The organism is Pseudomonas sp. NPDC087690 (assembly GCF_044743175.1).
Lineage (GTDB): Bacteria > Pseudomonadota > Gammaproteobacteria > Pseudomonadales > Pseudomonadaceae > Aquipseudomonas.
On record NZ_JBIUVX010000032.1, the window covers coordinates 42,966 to 59,125 of the forward strand.

Consider the following 16,160-nt stretch of genomic DNA (forward strand, 5'->3'; position numbering starts at 1 on the left):
GTGAGTTCCGACATGCAATTGATCTGGCTACGCAGCGACTTGCGCCAACATGACAACACCGCCCTCGCGGCCGCCGCAGCGCGCGGTCCGACGGTCGCCGTGTACCTGTTGAGCCCGCAGCAATGGCTGGAACATGACGATGCTCCATGCAAGGTCGACTTCTGGTTGCGCAATCTCAATGAGCTGAGCAAAAGCCTCGACGAGCTGAACATCCCCTTGTTGATTCGCACCGCAGCGCATTGGGATCAGGCTCCGGCCGAACTGCTCAAGCTGTGCCAGCAACTGAAGATTGAAGCGCTGCACGTCAACGAAGAATACGGCGTCCATGAAAGCCGTCGCGATGCCGCAGTGGCTGAAACGTTGACAGCCAAGGGCATCGAGTTTCACAGTTATCTCGACCAGTTGCTGTTCAAACCCGGCACCGTGCTGACCAAGACCGAAACCTACTTCAAGGTCTTCAGCCAGTTCAGAAAAGTCTGTTATGAGCGCCTGCATCGCTCGATGCCGGCATTAGTCAAGGCACCCGGCAAGCAGGCAAAACTCAAAGTCGACAGCGACCCGGTTCCTGACGCGGTCAAAGGCTTCGCCACCCCGAGTCCATCCCTCCAGGCTCTTTGGCCGGCCGGAGAAAAAGAAGCGCAGCGTCGCCTCGATACCTTCGCCGACGCACAAATCGACTACTACCAAAGCGAACGCGACTTCCCGGCCAAGCCCGGCACCAGTCAACTCTCGGCCTATCTCGCCGCTGGTGTGATTTCGCCGCGCCAATGCCTGCACGCCGCCCTGCAAAGCAATCAGGGTGAGTTCGAGAGCGGCAAAGTCGGTGCAGTCACCTGGATCAACGAGTTGCTTTGGCGCGAGTTCTACAAACACATCCTGGTCGGCTATCCGCGAGTCTCGCGGCACCGCGCCTTTCGCCCGGAAACCGAAGCCCTCGCCTGGCGTGATGCACCGGAAGATCTCGCCGCCTGGCAAGAAGCGCGCACTGGCCTGCCGATCATCGATGCGGCCATGCGCCAATTGCTGGAAACCGGCTGGATGCACAATCGCCTGCGCATGGTCGTGGCGATGTTCCTGACCAAAAACCTGTTGATCGACTGGCGCGAAGGCGAGCGCTTTTTCATGCGCCACTTGATCGATGGCGACCTCGCGGCGAACAACGGCGGCTGGCAATGGAGTTCGTCGACCGGCACCGATTCAGCACCGTACTTCCGTATCTTCAATCCGTTGAGCCAGTCGGAAAAATTCGACAGCGAAGGCCTGTTCATCAAGCACTGGCTGCCGCAACTCGCCGGTCTCAACAAAAAAGAAGTGCATAACCCGGCCAGCGCCGGTCTGTTCGGTGCCGCCGACTACCCGCCGCCGATCGTCAATCTGAGCGCTTCACGGGAGCGGGCGCTGACAGCGTTCAAGAACCTGCCCTCGCGCCAAGCCATCGGAGATGATCATGAGTGAATTCCTGCAGCGCTTCGCCCGGCAATTTTCAGCGTTGAACAAAGACAACCTGCAACGCCTGGGCGAGCTCTACAGCGATGACATTCATTTCACCGACCCGCTGCACGAAGTTCAGGGCCTGGCGCAATTGCGCGATTACTTTAGCGAGCTTTACGCCAACGTCAGCGAATTGCATTTCGACTTTCACGGTTTCGACCAGATCAGCGAGGGCGAAGGCTACTTGCGCTGGGTCATGCGTTATCGCCACCCGCGCCTGGCGGGTGGTCAGGTGATTCGCGTCAGCGGCTGCTCGCACCTGCTGTGGCACGACAAGGTTTATCGCCATCGGGATTATTTCGATGCCGGGGCACTGCTTTATGAACATTTACCCGTATTGGGCCGGGTGATCGCCTGGCTGAAAAGGAGAATGGGATGAGTCGTACAACTCCACGGCGTTATTGGTTGACCGGGGCCAGCAGTGGCATCGGCGCGGCGCTGGCTGAAGAGATACTGAAAACCGGTGCGCACCTGGCAGTCAGTTCACGCCAGCTCGCACCGCTCAAAGTGTTATCGCAACGCTATCCGGGACAGGTATTGGTAGTCCCGGGGGATTTGACCAACAGCCAGACCGTGCGCGAAATCGGCCAGCAGATTGCTGAGGACTGGGGTTCGCTGGACAGCGTCATCCTCAACGCCGGGACCTGTGAATACGTCGATGCCAAGCAGTTCGATGCCTCGATCATCGAACACGTGGTACGCACCAATCTGCTCGCCAGCAGTTACTGCATCGAGGCAGCCCTGCCGCTGCTGCGCAAAGGCAACGCACCGCATCTGGTCGGCGTGGCGAGTTCGGTGACCTATTTGCCGTTGCCTCGGGCTGAAGCCTACGGTGCATCGAAGGCCGGGCTGCGTTACTTGTTCGAATCGCTGCGCATTGATCTTGCGGACGAGGGCATTGAAGTCACTGTGGTCAGCCCGGGGTTTGTCGAGACGCCGCTGACCGCCAAAAACGATTTCCCGATGCCGCTCAGCTGGCCTGTGGATAAAGCCGCGCGGCACATCTTTGCCAAGCTCAAGGATCGACCTCTGGAGATCGCTTTTCCGGCACTGTTCATGGCGGCGCTATGGCCCTTGTCGAAACTGCCCGCGCGCGCGCAACTGGCCATCGGCAAGCGCATGGTGCGCAAGCCACCACCACAGACGGATCCGGCATGAAGATCGCCATCGTCGGGAGCGGCATCGCCGGGCTGACCTGCGCCTACCTGCTCAATCGCCGACACGACGTCACGGTGTTCGAAGCCAGCGACTGGGTCGGTGGTCACACGCATACCGTGGAGGTCACGGTCGAAGGTCGCAAGTACGCCGTGGACACCGGTTTCATCGTGTTCAACGACTGGACCTATCCGAACTTCATTCGCCTGCTGGGCCAACTGGGCGTGCCGTTCAAACCGACCGAAATGAGTTTTTCGGTGACCGATCCGGACACTGGCCTGGAATACAACGGCAACAACCTCAACAGCCTCTTTGCCCAGCGCAGCAATCTGCTGTCGCCGGGGTTCTGGGGCATGCTGCGTGACATTCTGCGCTTCAATAAAGAAGCGCAACGCGACCTCCTGGAGCTGCGCATCGCGGCCGACACCACCCTCGACGAATACCTCAAGGCTGGCGGTTACGGCGAACGTTTCATCCTGCATTACATCGTGCCGATGGGCGCGGCGATCTGGTCGATGCCGATGGCCGAAATGCTCAATTTTCCGCTGCAGTTTTTTGTCCGGTTTTTCAAGAACCACGGTTTGTTGTCTGTCAGTGACCGTCCGCAATGGCAAGTCATCGAAGGCGGTTCAAGCGCTTATATCGCACCGCTGACGGCCGCGTTCAAGGACAGAATCCGACTCGCTTGCCCAGTAACCCGAGTTGACCGCGATGTGCACGGTGTGATGATCCACAGCCCGGTGGGCATTGAGCATTTCGACCAGGTGGTGTTCGCCTGCCACAGCGATCAAGCGTTGAAACTGCTAGCGGTTCCGAGCGATGCCGAACGCGCGATCCTCGGCGCCCTGCCCTACGCCGACAATGAGGTGGTGCTGCACACCGACACGCGCTTGCTGCCGACACGCAAACTGGCGTGGGCGAGCTGGAATTATCGCCTCGGCGGATCCGGCCATACCCAGGCTGCGGTCACTTACGACATGAACATTCTGCAAGGTATCCAGAGCGACACGACATTTTGCGTCAGCCTCAACCAGAGTGCCGGCATCAGCCCGTTCAAAGTGCTCGCCAAATACACCTACGCGCACCCGCAATACAGCCTGGCGGCGGTCGCGGCGCAAAATCGCTGGGCCGAACTCGATGGCGCGCAACACAGCCATTATTGCGGCGCCTATTGGGCCAACGGTTTTCATGAAGACGGCGTGGTCAGCGCTTTACGTGTGGCTGCCGCGTTCGGGGAAACCTTATGAACAGTGCCCTGTACAGCGGCTGGATCGGCCATCGGCGCTTCTCGCCGCGCCAGCATCAATTCCGCTATCGGATCGGCCTGATCTACCTGGATCTAAGCGAGCAGGACGCGGTGCTGGCGCTGTCACCGCTGGCCGGGCGCAGCCGCTTTGCGCCGTTTTCGTTTCGGGAGAGCGACTACCTCAAGACCTATACCGGTCGTGGTGTGCGCCTGATCGATGCGGTGCGCCAACAAGTGGCTGCCGCCATCGGTCATGAGCCGCAAGGCGCGGTCTGCCTGCTGACTCAGGCGCGCAGTTGGGGCCTGTCGTTCAACCCGGTGAGTTTCTTTTATTGCCACGAAGCCGACGGGCAACTGGCGGCGATTGTCTGCGAGGTCACCAACACGCCGTGGCGCGAACGCTATCACTACGTGCTGCCGGCGCGCACGCCGGTCAATCTGCAGGATTTTCATCAGCACTTCGCCGTGGCCAAAGCCTTTCACGTTTCGCCGTTTTTGCCGCGCGATCTCGAATACCGCATGAGCTTCAGCCCCGCCGCGCAAACCCTCGGCGTGCACATGGCCGACTGGCAGGGCGAGCAAAAACTGTTCGACGCGACGCTCAATCTGCAACGCGAAACCCTTGATCGCCACAGCTTGCACCGTCACTTGCGGCGCTTTCCGTGGATGACCGCGAAAACCGCGTTGGCGATTTACTGGCAAGCGCTGCGACTGCTGCTCAAACGCGCTCCGATCTTTGCTCATCAGACTGCCGACGGCAGCTTTCAAACCGCCACTGTGCCTCCCAAGGAGCACCGCCATGAAATCCTCTAGCCTGTCGGTCAGTCGGCTCAGCACTAACGGTTTGACCGGATCGCTGCTGCGCCGAGGCGTATTGCGTCAACTCGCTCAGCTCAAACACGGGCAATTGATGGTGTTCGAAGACGGCGAACAAATGCTCTTCGGTACGCCCGGCAGTGCGCTGCTGGGAGAAATCCACATCACCGATCCAGCAGCCTGGGGGATGGTTGCCAGCAGTGGCTCGATTGGCGCCGGCGAAGCGTTTATTCATGGCTACTGGAGTTCGCCGGATCTGACGGCAGTGGTGCGCGTGTTTGTCAGCAACCTGGAAGTACTCGATGCCATGGAGGGCGGCCTCGCCCGCCTCGGGAGGCCATTGGTGCAAGGCCTGCACTGGCTCAATCGCAATACGCGCAAGGGCTCACAGAAAAACATCGCCGCGCACTACGACCTCGGCAATGACCTGTTCGAGCAGTTTCTCGACCCGACCATGATGTATTCGGCAGCGCAGTTTCTGACGCCCGAAGACACGCTTGAGCAGGCGCAACTGAACAAACTCGAACGGATCTGCCAGAAGCTCGCGCTCAAGCCCAGTGACCATTTGCTTGAGATCGGCACCGGTTGGGGCAGCATGGCGCTTTACGCGGCGCAACATTACGGCTGCCGCGTCACCACCACCACGCTGTCGAAAGAACAGTACGCCTTTACCGCACAGCGCATCGAACAACTTGGATTGCAGCAACAAGTGACGCTGCTGCTCAAGGACTATCGCGACCTCACCGGCGAGTACGACAAACTGGTGTCGATCGAGATGATCGAAGCGGTCGGTCATCGCTTTCTGCCGACCTACTTCAAACAGTGCGCGCACTTGCTCAAGAGTAACGGCCTGATGCTGATTCAAGCGATCACCATTCGCGAGCAACGTTACGAGCAGGCCAAGCGCGGCGTCGACTTCATCCAGCGCTACATCTTCCCCGGCGGTGCCCTGCCCTGTGTGCAGAAAATGCTCGAAGTGGTCGGCCGCGACACCGACATGAACCTGTTGCATATGGAGGATTTCGGCCTGCACTACGCGCGCACCCTGCGCCTGTGGCACGAGAACTTCCGCCGCGCCCATGGCCGTTTGAGCGAATTGGGCTACGACGATTATTTCCTGCGACTATGGGAGTTCTACCTGTGCTACTGCGAAGGTGGTTTCCTGGAACGCACCATCGGCACCGCGCAATTGCTGCTGGCCAAACCGGCCGCGATAACTGCGCCGCTGCTCGGACGCTTCGATGCCTGAACGTATTGCCAATGCCGTGCTGTTCCAGATCGGCTGGCTGACCTGCGTGCTCGGCGGCAACAGTTTGTGGTTGTTGATCGCGTTAGCGGTGCTGGTGATCCATCTGCGCTGGATCAGCAGTTGGGCGGCTGAAGGCCGTTTGATTTTGAGCGTGGTGATTGTCGGCACGGCGGTGGACAGTGTGTTGCGTGGTGTCGGGGTATTCGAGTTTCAGGATCAGTCGCCACTGATTCCGTTGTGGCTGATGCTGCTGTGGGCGCTGCTCGCGACGACGCTGCGCCATTGCCTGCAATGGAGTGCCCGGCCCTGGTGGCTGGCGAGTGTGCTTGGCGCAGTCGGCGGAGCACTGTCGTATTACGCTGGCGGACGCCTGGCCGGGGTGCAATTTCCCTACGGCGAGTTACCGACGCTGATCGGCATCGGCCTGCTTTGGGCGCTGCTGTTTCCGCTGCTGCATGGGATGGCGCGACGACTGGCACATTGAGCGTCTGTCAGACCTTTCACACGCACAGCAGCGACTGCCTTACACTGCCGCCATGAAGACCATTCCCCACCAACAAATCACGGAACCGGCGGTCACTTGTTCGACCTGCGCGGCGTGCTGCTGTCAGCTCGAAGTGATGCTGATCACCGACACCGGCGTACCTGATCGCTTTATCGATACCGATGAGTGGGGCGGCGAAGTGATGCTGCGCCTGGACGACGGTTGGTGCGCGGCGCTGGATCGCGACACGATGATGTGCACGATCTATGAGAAACGCCCGTTGATCTGCCGCGAGTTTGAGATGGGTGCACCGGAGTGCATTGAAGAGCGCCAGGGCATCAGTACTGCCTACCGCTGATTTTTGAGCATCACAAAAACCAATGTAGGAGTGAGCCTGCTCGCGATAGCGGAGTGTCAGTCAATATTTGTGTGACTGACACTCCGCTATCGCGAGCAGGCTCACTCCTACAGGGGTTATGCGTACGGCTTAGAGCGGCATCGTGTAATGCAGCGCGTAACTTTCTACGCCGTCGTTGTCACTGGCCAGGCCAGCGTTGGAATAGTGCGTGGCACGGATCCCGACTTCATGCCCGCCATTGAAGCGCAGACCAAAACCGATACGGTCTTCGAACTGGAAAGAACCGCCGAGGTTGTTGCTTTCATACTTGGTGTTGGAGAACGCAGCCACACCAATGCCCGCTTCGATATACGGTTTGACCGACTGTCCGGCAAACTCGTAAACAAACACCGGCGAGAACGACAGGCTGTTGTTGCTGGAGGTCTTGTCGCCTTCCCAATAGGTATAGGCACCGCTCCAGTAACCGGTCAGGCGACCGACGTCGCTCTGCAGCCAGCTCTTGTCCCAATCGAAATTCATGCCCAAGCGGTACGTCATGGTCGAATCGCTAGTGGCCCCCACCGCAAACTCAACACCTGCCGCTTGTGCAGTAACACTTTGCCCCATCAGTGCGGCCGCAATCGCGGCCAAGCAGAATAGTCGCTTCACGTTGAAACTTCCTTTTCCGGAACGATCGTTTGGTTTTCTAGATAACTCTTCGCTATAGAAGCTGGCGCCTGCTTAGAAGTTCAGCTGATTTTTTAGTTATTTCACAATTTTTTTACAAGTCGAAGTTTTGCACTTCACCAGCGTTTTGTCCGAGCAGTGGCAGGATGTTTTTAAAGTACTCAGGATCGGCGCTGGTCCAGAATCTGACTGGTTGGTTCGGGCCGGCAGCGAGCAAATCACGCTCAGCCAAAAGCCGCTGAAGTTGCCGCGCTACAGCAGCACCGGTATCGATCAGGCTGATGTCCTCGGGGATCATCGACTTGAGCATCGGTCTTAGAAAGGGATAGTGGGTGCAGCCGAGAATGATCGTGTCGCAGCCGCTGGCCAACAGCGGGTCGACATAACTTTTCAGCAGCGCGCGCAACTCGGCGCTGTGCAGATCGCCACTCTCAATCAATTCGACCAGACCGGGACACGGCTGGGTGATCACTCGCACGTCAGTGGCGAAGCGATCAAGCAGCGCCGCGAACTTGGCGCTTTGCAAAGTCCCGGTGGTGGCGAGCACGCCGACTACTCCGCTGCGGGTCGCGGCAGCCGCCGGTTTGACCGCAGGCTCCATGCCGACCAGCGGCCAATCGGGAAAATCACGCCGCAGATCGGCGACACCGGCAACGGTCGCGGTATTGCAGGCCAGCACCAACGCCTTGGCGCCCTGCTCGCGGAAAAACCCGGCCATCACGCTGCAGCGCTGGCGAATGAATTCCGGGGTTTTCTCACCGTAGGGAATGTGCCCGCAATCGGCGACATAGAGCAGCGATTCATTGGGCAGCAAGCGCTGGATTTCCGCCAGCACCGACAAGCCGCCGACGCCGGAATCGAACACGCCGATCGGCGCTTCACGCATGGCGCGAGCCACAGACGCTGCAACCCGGATCACGCTTGACGCGCAGCTCACGGAAACGCGAGCCCAGCGCATCGATCAGCAACAGACGCCCAACCAGCGGCTCGCCGAAACCGACCAACACCTTCAACGCTTCCAACGCCTGAAGACTGCCGACCAGACCGACCAGCGGCCCGACCACGCCTGCTTCGCTGCAGGTCAGTTCGGCTTCGCTGCCGTGGCCGTACAAGCAGTGGTAGCACGGGCTCTCGGCGCGACGCGGGTCGAACACCGACAACTGCCCTTCCAGACGAATCGCCGCGCCGCTGACCAACGGTTTGCACGCAGCCACACACGCAGCGTTGACCGCTTCGCGGGTGGAGAAATTATCGGAGCAGTCGAGCACCAGATCCACCGCTGCCACGGCTGCGGCGAGAGAATCCTCGTCCAGCGCCTGACGATGGGCGATCAATTGAATCTCGGGATTGATCGAGCCCAGACGCTTGAGCGCCGAGTCGACCTTGCTCATGCCGACGCTGTCGGTGTCATGAATGATCTGGCGTTGCAGGTTGGTCAGGTCGACTGTGTCGAAATCCGCCAAATGCAATTCACCGACACCCGCCGCCGCCAGATACAGGGCAACCGGCGCACCGAGCCCGCCGAGGCCGATGATCAGCACGCGACTGTCCTTGAGCTTCAGTTGCCCGTCGATGTCGATGTGTTGCAGCAGAATCTGCCGGCTGTAGCGCAGCAATTCCTGATCATTCAGCACGGCAGGCGCCCCAGACTGATGCGTTGATGACCGCCCAGATCGGTGCGGCTGTGCACTTCTTCAAAACCGCGCGTCAGCAGCAAGTCACGGACGGCTTCGGCTTGATCATAGCCGTGTTCGAGCATCAACCAGCCAGCGGCCTCCAGATGATCCGGGGCCTGATCGACGATCAAGCGCAGATCGTCGAGCCCGTCCTCACCAGCAACCAGCGCGCTGGCCGGTTCGAAGCGCACATCGCCCTCGACCAGATGCGGATCGGCGGCGGCAATGTACGGCGGATTGCTGATGATCAACTGGAAACGCTGACCTTCAAGTGCGCTGAACCAATGGCTGCTCAGCACCGTGGCGTTGTTCAAATGCAGGCGCTGGCGATTGCGCTCGGCGAGGGCCACGGCTTCGAGCACGCGATCCACCGCCGTGACTTTCCACGCCGGACGTTCGCTGGCCAACGCCAGGGCAATCGCGCCGCTGCCAGTGCCGAGATCGAGCACTTTGGCCGGGGTCGCGGGCAGCAATTCCAGCGCCGCTTCCACCAGCAATTCAGTGTCCGGGCGCGGGATCAGCGTGTGTGGCGCGACTTCCAGATCGAGTTTCCAGAAACCCTGCTGACCGAGAATGTAGGCCACCGGCTCACCGCCACGACGACGTTGCAAGTACTCGGCAAACGTCAGCGCTGCTTCACTCGGCACAATGCGCTCGGGCCAGGTGTGGAGAAAACTGCGCGACTTGCCCAACGCGGCGGCCAGGAGCAATTCGGCATCCAGGCGTGCGGTGGGCGAGTCAGGCAGTTCGGCTGCGCGCAACAGGCTGGCAATGATGGTCATTTATTCACCTATCGCGGCGAGTTGGTCAGCCTGGTATTCGGCCAGCAAAGGCTCGATCACCGCCTCAACGCCACCGGCAAGAATTTCGTCCAGCGAGTACAGGGTCAGGTTGACGCGATGGTCGGTGACTCGACCCTGGGCAAAGTTGTAGGTGCGAATGCGCTCGGAGCGGTCGCCGGAACCCACCAGCAATTTACGTTCGCTGGCGATCGCATTCGCCGCCGCTGCGGTTTGCTGATCGTTGAGCTTGGCGGACAGCCAAGCCATCGCCCGCGCCCGGTTCTTGTGCTGGGAGCGTTCTTCCTGGCACTCGACGACGGTACCGGTCGGTATGTGCGTGATGCGGATCGCCGAGTCGGTGGTGTTGACGTGCTGACCACCGGCGCCGGAGGAGCGGAATGTATCGACACGCAAATCCGCCGGGTTGATCTCGATGGCTTCGCGTTCGTCCGGCTCGGGCAACACCGCCACGGTGCAGGCCGAGGTGTGGATACGGCCCTGGGATTCGGTGGCGGGTACACGCTGTACGCGGTGCGCGCCGGATTCGAATTTCAGTTTGCCGTAAACGTTGTCGCCTTCGATGCGGGCGATGACTTCTTTATAGCCACCGTGCTCCCCTTCGTTTTCCGACAGGATCTCCACACGCCAGCCGCGACGCTCGGCGTAACGCGAATACATGCGGAACAAATCGCCGGAGAAGATCGCCGCCTCGTCGCCACCGGTGCCGGCGCGGATTTCGAGAAACACGTTGCGCCCGTCGTTGGGATCTTTGGGCAGCAACATGCGCTGCAGATCGGATTCCAGGGTGATCAGCAATTCCTTGGCTTCGCGGACTTCTTCCACAGCCATTTCACGCATGTCCGGATCGTTGTCCTTGAGCAGCGCCTGCGCGCCTTCAAGATCACTTTGTACGCCGAGCAGCTTTTTATAGCCTTGCACGACCGGCTCGAGTTCAGCGTATTCCTTGGAATAAGCGCGAAATTTGGCCTGATCGGATATGACTTCGCCGTCGCCGAGCAACGCGGTCAGTTCCTCGAAACGGTCCTGGAGGATGTCCAGCTTATTGAGCAGTGACGCTTTCATTGCGGTTTTTTATCCGAAAAGCTATCCGGTGAGCCCTCGAGGGCAAAGAGTTCCTGGGCCATGGCCAGCGCATCGAGGCGGCCTTCGGCAGAAAGCTTTTTCAACTGCACGCTGGGCGCATGCAACAGTTTATTGGTCAGGCCACGGGCCAGTTGCCCGAGCACCTCTTCGGCGTTGCCACCGTTGGCCAGCAGGCGCAGGGCTTTTTGCAGTTCCTCGTCGCGCAGGCGTTCGCTCTGTTGACGATAGGCCTTGAGCACATCGACCGCCGCCAGCTCGCGCAGGCGCACCATGAAATCATCGGCGCCGACCGAGACCATCTCTTCTGCCGCCTGGGCTGCGCCCTGACGACTCTTGAGGTTTTCGGCGACCACTTCGTGGAGATCGTCGACGCTGTAGAGGTAAACGTCGTCCAACTCGCCGACTTCCGGTTCGATATCGCGGGGAACAGCGATATCGACCATGAAAATCGGCTTGTGCTTGCGCAGCTTCAAAGCGCTTTCCACCGCGCCCTTACCGAGAATCGGCAACTGACTGGCGGTCGAACTGATAACGATGTCGCTGCGCACCAGTTCCGCCGGGATGTCCGACAGCAGCACCGCGTGGGCGCCGAACTGCTCGGCCAACAGACTGGCGCGCTCCAGCGTGCGGTTGGCGACGACAATGCGCTTGACGCCGAGCTCGTGCAAATGGCGGGCGACCAGGGTGATGGTCTCGCCGGCGCCGATCAGCAAGGCTTGGCTGCGCTGCAAATCACTGAAAATCTGTTTCGCCAGGCTGACCGCGGCAAACGCTACGGATACCGGGTTTTCACCGATCGCGGTGTCGGTGCGCACCTGTTTGGCGGCATTGAACGTTGCTTGAAACAGTCGCCCCAACAGCGGGCCGATGGTGCCGGCCTCGCGGGCCACGGCGTAGGCCGATTTCATCTGACCGAGAATCTGCGGTTCGCCCAGCACCAGCGAGTCGAGCCCGGAGGCGACGCGCATCATGTGACGAACTGCCGCATCATCTTCATGCACATAAGCACTCGCGCGCAGCCCAACGAGGCTTAAATGGTGATAGTCGGCCAGCCAGCGCAGCACGATATCGGCAGAAAGCTGATCCTGTTCTATATAAAGCTCACTGCGATTGCAGGTCGAGAGGATCGCAGCTTCGCGGCTGTCGGTCAGTCGGCAGAGCTGCTGCAAGGCTTCCACCAACTGCTCTGGCGTAAAGGCCACGCGCTCGCGGACGTCTACTGAAGCAGTCTTGTGGTTGATACCGAGTGCAAGGAAGGCCATTCAAAGTCGCTGATGGTGACGTGAAGCCGGCAATTGTCCTACTTCGCCAGATTCAGAACAACTATTGGATATCTATCGCCCTTATTGTATCCACCTTATGCTGCGATCCATTCTCGTTCATGTACACACCACCCCATGTAGGAGCTGCGAAAGGCTGCGATCTTTTGACTTTGTTTTTTGAAATCAAAAGCAAGATCAAAAGATCGCAGCCTGCGGCAGCTCCTACAGGGCGATCAGCGTAAATTGCCTGAGCGGTTATGTTTGGCCGAAGGCTTGTGTCATGATGATCCGACCGCAGGTTAGTCGTCCTTCTCCTATATGAATAGATCTTCCGCGTTGCTCCTCGCTTTTGTCTTCCTCAGCGGCTGCCAGGCCTTGGCTCCCGTTTCGCCGGACGGTACGCCGCCGGTTGAAGACACCACGCCCGCGCCTGAAAAGCCCAAGGTTTACAGCTCGTTCAGCGAGGAAACCGTTTTCAGCCTGTTGAGCGCCGAACTCGCCGGCCAGCGCAATCGTTTCGACATTGCTCTGGACAACTACGTGACCCAGGCCATCAACACCCAGGATCCGGGCGTCTCCGAGCGTGCATTCCGCATCGCCGAATATCTGGGCGCCGATCAACCGGCCCTCGATACCGCGCTGATCTGGGCCAAAAACGCGCCGGACGATCTCGAAGCGCAACGCGCCGCCGCCGTGCAACTGGCCCGTGCCGGGCGCTATGACGACTCCATGGTTTATATGGAGAAAGTCCTGCAGGGCAAAGGCGACACCCACTTCGACTTCCTCGCGCTGTCGGCCGCCGATACCGATCAGGAAACCCGCAACGGTCTGATGAAAAGTTTTGACCGTTTGTTGCAGCGTCATCCGAACAACAGCCAGCTGATTTTCGGCAAGGCGCTGCTCCTGCAGCAGGACGGCGACAACAAGGCCGCACTGAGCCTGCTCGAAGACCATCCGCCGGAAGAAGGCGAAATCGCCCCTATCCTGTTGCGTGCGCGCTTGCTGCAAATCATGAACCGTGGCGACGAAGCGTTGCCTTTGCTGCAAAAAAGCATCAAGAAATACCCGGACGACAAACGCCTGCGCCTGACTTACGCGCGCATGCTGGTTGAGCAAGACCGCATGGACGACGCCAAGGCCGAGTTCTCCAGCCTGGTTCAGCAATACCCGGAGGACGACGAACTGCGTTACTCACTGGCACTCGTCTGCCTGGAAGCCAAGGCCTGGGACGAGGCCAAGGGTTATCTGGAAGACCTGATCGCCCGCGAAAGCCACGTCGATTCGGCGCACCTGAACCTCGGTCGCATTGCCGAAGAACGCAACGACCCGCAAGGCGCTCTTCTCGAGTACGCCCAGGTCGGCCCGGGCAACGACTATCTGCCAGCGCAATTGCGTCAGGCCGACATCCTGATGAACAACGGCAAGACCGCTGAAGCGCAAAGCAAACTCGCCGCCCAGCGCGACGAGCAACCGGATTACGCGATTCAGCTGTACCTGATCGAATCGGAAACCCTGTCGGCCAACAAACAGGACGACAAGGCCTGGAAAGTCTTGCAGACAGCCTTGCAGCAGTACCCGGACGATCTGAATCTGCTGTATACCCGGGCAATGCTCGCGGAAAAACGCAATGACCTGGCGCAGATGGAAAAAGACCTGCGTCTGATCATCAAGCGCGATCCGGACAACGCCATGGCGCTGAACGCCTTAGGCTACACCCTGTCCGACCGCACAACCCGCTACGCTGAAGCCAAAGCACTGATCGAGCAGGCACACCAGATCAACCCGGAAGACCCGGCCGTACTCGACAGCCTTGGCTGGGTGAATTACCGCATGGGCAATCTGGACGACGCCGAGAAATATCTGCGTCAGGCGCTGGAGCGTTTTCCTGACCACGAAGTTGCCGCCCACCTCGGTGAAGTGTTGTGGACCAAGGGCAACCAGCGCGAAGCCAAACAAATCTGGGGCAAATTCCTCAAGGATCAGCCCGACAGCACCATTCTGCGCAGCACCATCAAGCGCCTGACCGGATCCGAGACTCTTTAACTCATGTTTTTGCGCCACGTTATTGTTTTCAGCTTCATCGCCCTGCTCGCCGGCTGCTCGGGTTTTGGCACTCGTGAATCGGTCGAGGGCCACGGCAGTCCGGCTCAATGGGCTGCGAACAAACAGCAACTGACCGGCCTCGACGGCTGGCAGATCGACGGCAAGATCGGCATCCGCGCACCGAAAGATTCCGGTAGCGGCACGCTGTTCTGGCTGCAACGTCAGGATTACTACGATATTCGTCTGTCCGGCCCGCTGGGTCGTGGCGCTGCACGCCTGACCGGGCGTCCGGGCAAGGTGTCGCTGGAAGTCGCCAACCAGGGTCGCTATGAATCGCAGTCCCCGGAAGCCCTGCTCGAAGAGCAGTTGGGCTGGAAACTGCCGGTGTCGAATCTGGCCTGGTGGGTGCGTGGTCTGCCAGCGCCTGATAGCAAAAGTCGTCTGAATCTGGACGCCGACAGCCGTCTGGCCAACCTCGAACAGGATGGCTGGAAAGTCGAATACACCGCTTACACCGAACAAAACGGTTACTGGTTGCCCGAGCGCATCAAACTGCACGGCACCGACCTCGACGTCACGCTGGTGATCAAGACCTGGCAACCGCGCAAGTTGGGGCAATAACGCATGACCGCTGCACGCCTGACCCTGCCCTCGCCGGCCAAACTCAACCTGATGTTGCACATTCTCGGGCGCCGTGAAGACGGTTACCACGAATTGCAGACGCTGTTTCAGTTTGTCGATTACGGCGATGAAATCACGTTTGCCGTACGTGATGACGGTGTGATTCAACTGCACACGGAGTTTGCCGGCGTGCCGCATGACAGCAACCTGATCGTGCGTGCAGCCAACATGCTTCAGCAACAATCGGGTTGTACGCTGGGCATCGACATCTGGATCGATAAAGTGCTGCCCATGGGCGGCGGCATCGGTGGCGGCAGTTCGAATGCGGCGACGACTTTGCTCGGCCTGAACCATTTGTGGCAGTTGGGCTGGGACGAAGATCGCCTGGCTACTCTGGGGCTGACACTCGGCGCCGACGTGCCGGTTTTCGTCCGTGGTCATGCGGCTTTTGCCGAGGGCGTGGGCGAGAAACTGACCCCGGTGGATCCCGAAGAACCGTGGTATCTGGTGCTCGTACCGCAAGTCTCTGTAAGTACGGCAGAAATTTTTTCCGATCCTTTGTTGACACGTAACACGCCGCCCATTAAAGTGCGCCCCGTTCCCGAGGGAAACAGTCGAAATGACTGCTTGCCGGTGGTTGCAAGGCGTTATCCAGAAGTACGTAACGCATTGGATTTGTTAGGTAAATTTACCGAAGCAAAACTCACCGGAACTGGAAGTTGTGTGTTTGGGGGCTTCCCAAGCAAAGCTGAAGCTGATAAAGTCTCGGCCCTTCTGACAGAGACCCTTACAGGGTTTGTAGCCAAAGGCAGCAACGTTTCGATGTTGCACCGCAAGCTGCAAAGTCTGCTCTAAAGGAACCAGGTGCTCGGCACTTGATGCAACAGATACAGGGGCGTCGCCAAGCGGTAAGGCAGCAGGTTTTGATCCTGCCATGCGTTGGTTCGAATCCAGCCGCCCCTGCCATTTTCTATACTCATCCAGGTTACCCTCAGCCTCTAGGTACTGCGCGTGTCCAAGATGATGGTCTTTACGGGGAACGCTAACCCCGATCTGGCTCGGCGTGTTGTACGTCAGCTGCATATCCCTCTCGGTGACATCTCTGTCGGTAAGTTCTCCGACGGCGAAATTACAGCCGAGATCAATGAAAACGTTCGCGGTAAAGACGTTTTCATTATTCAGCCGACTTGCGCTCCGACAAACTATA

18 protein-coding genes and 1 tRNA gene are annotated in these 16,160 nt (G+C 59.3%); 13 read left to right on the forward strand and 6 right to left on the reverse strand.

The features are described 5' to 3' along the window. Nucleotides 1-12: 12 nt before the first annotated feature. Genes phrB through ACIPIZ_RS22880 form a run of 8 tightly spaced genes read left to right on the forward strand, consistent with a single transcriptional unit; the run spans nt 13 to nt 6,799 of the window. Nucleotides 13-1,455, forward strand: coding sequence for a deoxyribodipyrimidine photo-lyase (gene phrB / locus ACIPIZ_RS22845; protein ID WP_401167593.1), 1,443 nt, complete (start codon nt 13-15; stop codon nt 1,453-1,455). After that, nucleotides 1,448-1,870, forward strand: a complete 423-nt coding sequence (locus ACIPIZ_RS22850) for a nuclear transport factor 2 family protein (protein ID WP_064387634.1) — start codon at nt 1,448-1,450, stop codon at nt 1,868-1,870. Before phrB ends, ACIPIZ_RS22850 begins: the two co-directional genes overlap by 8 nt. Further along, on the forward strand, nt 1,867-2,649 hold the full coding sequence (locus tag ACIPIZ_RS22855; RefSeq protein WP_105708777.1) for an SDR family oxidoreductase: 783 nt from the start codon (nt 1,867-1,869) through the stop codon (nt 2,647-2,649). The genes ACIPIZ_RS22850 and ACIPIZ_RS22855 overlap by 4 nt, the downstream gene beginning before the upstream one ends. Next, nucleotides 2,646-3,893 (forward strand): NAD(P)/FAD-dependent oxidoreductase, encoded by a 1,248-nt coding sequence (locus ACIPIZ_RS22860; protein WP_064387636.1) that lies wholly within the window; start codon nt 2,646-2,648, stop codon nt 3,891-3,893. The genes ACIPIZ_RS22855 and ACIPIZ_RS22860 overlap by 4 nt, the downstream gene beginning before the upstream one ends. After that, nucleotides 3,890-4,705 (forward strand): DUF1365 domain-containing protein, encoded by an 816-nt coding sequence (locus ACIPIZ_RS22865; RefSeq protein WP_064387637.1) that lies wholly within the window; start codon nt 3,890-3,892, stop codon nt 4,703-4,705. The genes ACIPIZ_RS22860 and ACIPIZ_RS22865 overlap by 4 nt, the downstream gene beginning before the upstream one ends. Beyond that, nucleotides 4,692-5,957, forward strand: a complete 1,266-nt coding sequence (locus ACIPIZ_RS22870) for a cyclopropane-fatty-acyl-phospholipid synthase family protein (RefSeq protein ID WP_064387638.1) — start codon at nt 4,692-4,694, stop codon at nt 5,955-5,957. The genes ACIPIZ_RS22865 and ACIPIZ_RS22870 overlap by 14 nt, the downstream gene beginning before the upstream one ends. After that, a complete protein-coding gene (locus ACIPIZ_RS22875) occupies nt 5,950-6,441 on the forward strand; it encodes a DUF2878 domain-containing protein (protein WP_150647976.1) in 492 nt (163 codons plus the stop codon). The genes ACIPIZ_RS22870 and ACIPIZ_RS22875 overlap by 8 nt, the downstream gene beginning before the upstream one ends. A gap of 52 nt (nt 6,442-6,493) precedes the next feature. After that, nucleotides 6,494-6,799 (forward strand): YkgJ family cysteine cluster protein, encoded by a 306-nt coding sequence (locus ACIPIZ_RS22880; protein ID WP_064387640.1) that lies wholly within the window; start codon nt 6,494-6,496, stop codon nt 6,797-6,799. A 129-nt stretch (nt 6,800-6,928) separates the two neighbouring features. On the opposite strand, the gene ACIPIZ_RS22885 is transcribed toward ACIPIZ_RS22880, so the two are convergent. From ACIPIZ_RS22885 to hemA, 6 genes are all read right to left on the reverse strand, one after another. Beyond that, entirely contained in the window at nt 6,929-7,447 is a 519-nt protein-coding gene (locus tag ACIPIZ_RS22885) for an acyloxyacyl hydrolase (RefSeq protein ID WP_064387641.1), read from the reverse strand. A gap of 112 nt (nt 7,448-7,559) precedes the next feature. Then, entirely contained in the window at nt 7,560-8,351 is a 792-nt protein-coding gene (gene murI / locus ACIPIZ_RS22890) for a glutamate racemase (protein ID WP_236427795.1), read from the reverse strand. Then, nucleotides 8,344-9,099 (reverse strand): molybdopterin-synthase adenylyltransferase MoeB, encoded by a 756-nt coding sequence (locus ACIPIZ_RS22895; RefSeq protein WP_122854089.1) that lies wholly within the window; start codon nt 9,097-9,099, stop codon nt 8,344-8,346. The genes murI and ACIPIZ_RS22895 overlap by 8 nt, the downstream gene beginning before the upstream one ends. Then, complete coding sequence (gene prmC, locus ACIPIZ_RS22900; protein WP_064387642.1) at nt 9,093-9,923, reverse strand: peptide chain release factor N(5)-glutamine methyltransferase; 831 nt, start codon at nt 9,921-9,923, stop codon at nt 9,093-9,095. Before prmC ends, ACIPIZ_RS22895 begins: the two co-directional genes overlap by 7 nt. Then, nucleotides 9,924-11,006, reverse strand: coding sequence for a peptide chain release factor 1 (gene prfA, locus ACIPIZ_RS22905; RefSeq protein ID WP_064387643.1), 1,083 nt, complete (start codon nt 11,004-11,006; stop codon nt 9,924-9,926). Next, nucleotides 11,003-12,289 carry a glutamyl-tRNA reductase gene (hemA, locus tag ACIPIZ_RS22910; protein ID WP_401167600.1) on the reverse strand — a complete coding sequence of 429 codons (1,287 nt, stop codon included), beginning with the start codon at nt 12,287-12,289 and terminating at the stop codon, nt 11,003-11,005. Before hemA ends, prfA begins: the two co-directional genes overlap by 4 nt. Before the next feature lie 318 nt (nt 12,290-12,607). Between hemA and ACIPIZ_RS22915 the strand changes: the two genes are divergently transcribed. The 5 genes from ACIPIZ_RS22915 to ACIPIZ_RS22935 all read left to right on the forward strand — a co-directional run. Then, nucleotides 12,608-14,332 (forward strand): tetratricopeptide repeat protein, encoded by a 1,725-nt coding sequence (locus tag ACIPIZ_RS22915; protein WP_064387644.1) that lies wholly within the window; start codon nt 12,608-12,610, stop codon nt 14,330-14,332. Between the two features lie 3 nt (nt 14,333-14,335). After that, a complete protein-coding gene (lolB, locus tag ACIPIZ_RS22920) occupies nt 14,336-14,953 on the forward strand; it encodes a lipoprotein insertase outer membrane protein LolB (protein WP_016987219.1) in 618 nt (205 codons plus the stop codon). Nucleotides 14,954-14,956: 3 nt separating this feature from the next. Beyond that, nucleotides 14,957-15,808, forward strand: a complete 852-nt coding sequence (gene ispE, locus ACIPIZ_RS22925) for a 4-(cytidine 5'-diphospho)-2-C-methyl-D-erythritol kinase (protein WP_401167603.1) — start codon at nt 14,957-14,959, stop codon at nt 15,806-15,808. Nucleotides 15,809-15,844: 36 nt separating this feature from the next. After that, nucleotides 15,845-15,919 (forward strand) — tRNA-Gln (locus tag ACIPIZ_RS22930). 45 nt (nt 15,920-15,964) lie between these two features. Further along, nucleotides 15,965-16,160, forward strand: a 196-nt coding sequence (locus tag ACIPIZ_RS22935; protein WP_401167605.1) for a ribose-phosphate pyrophosphokinase-like domain-containing protein, incomplete at its 3' end; no start/stop codon positions are given.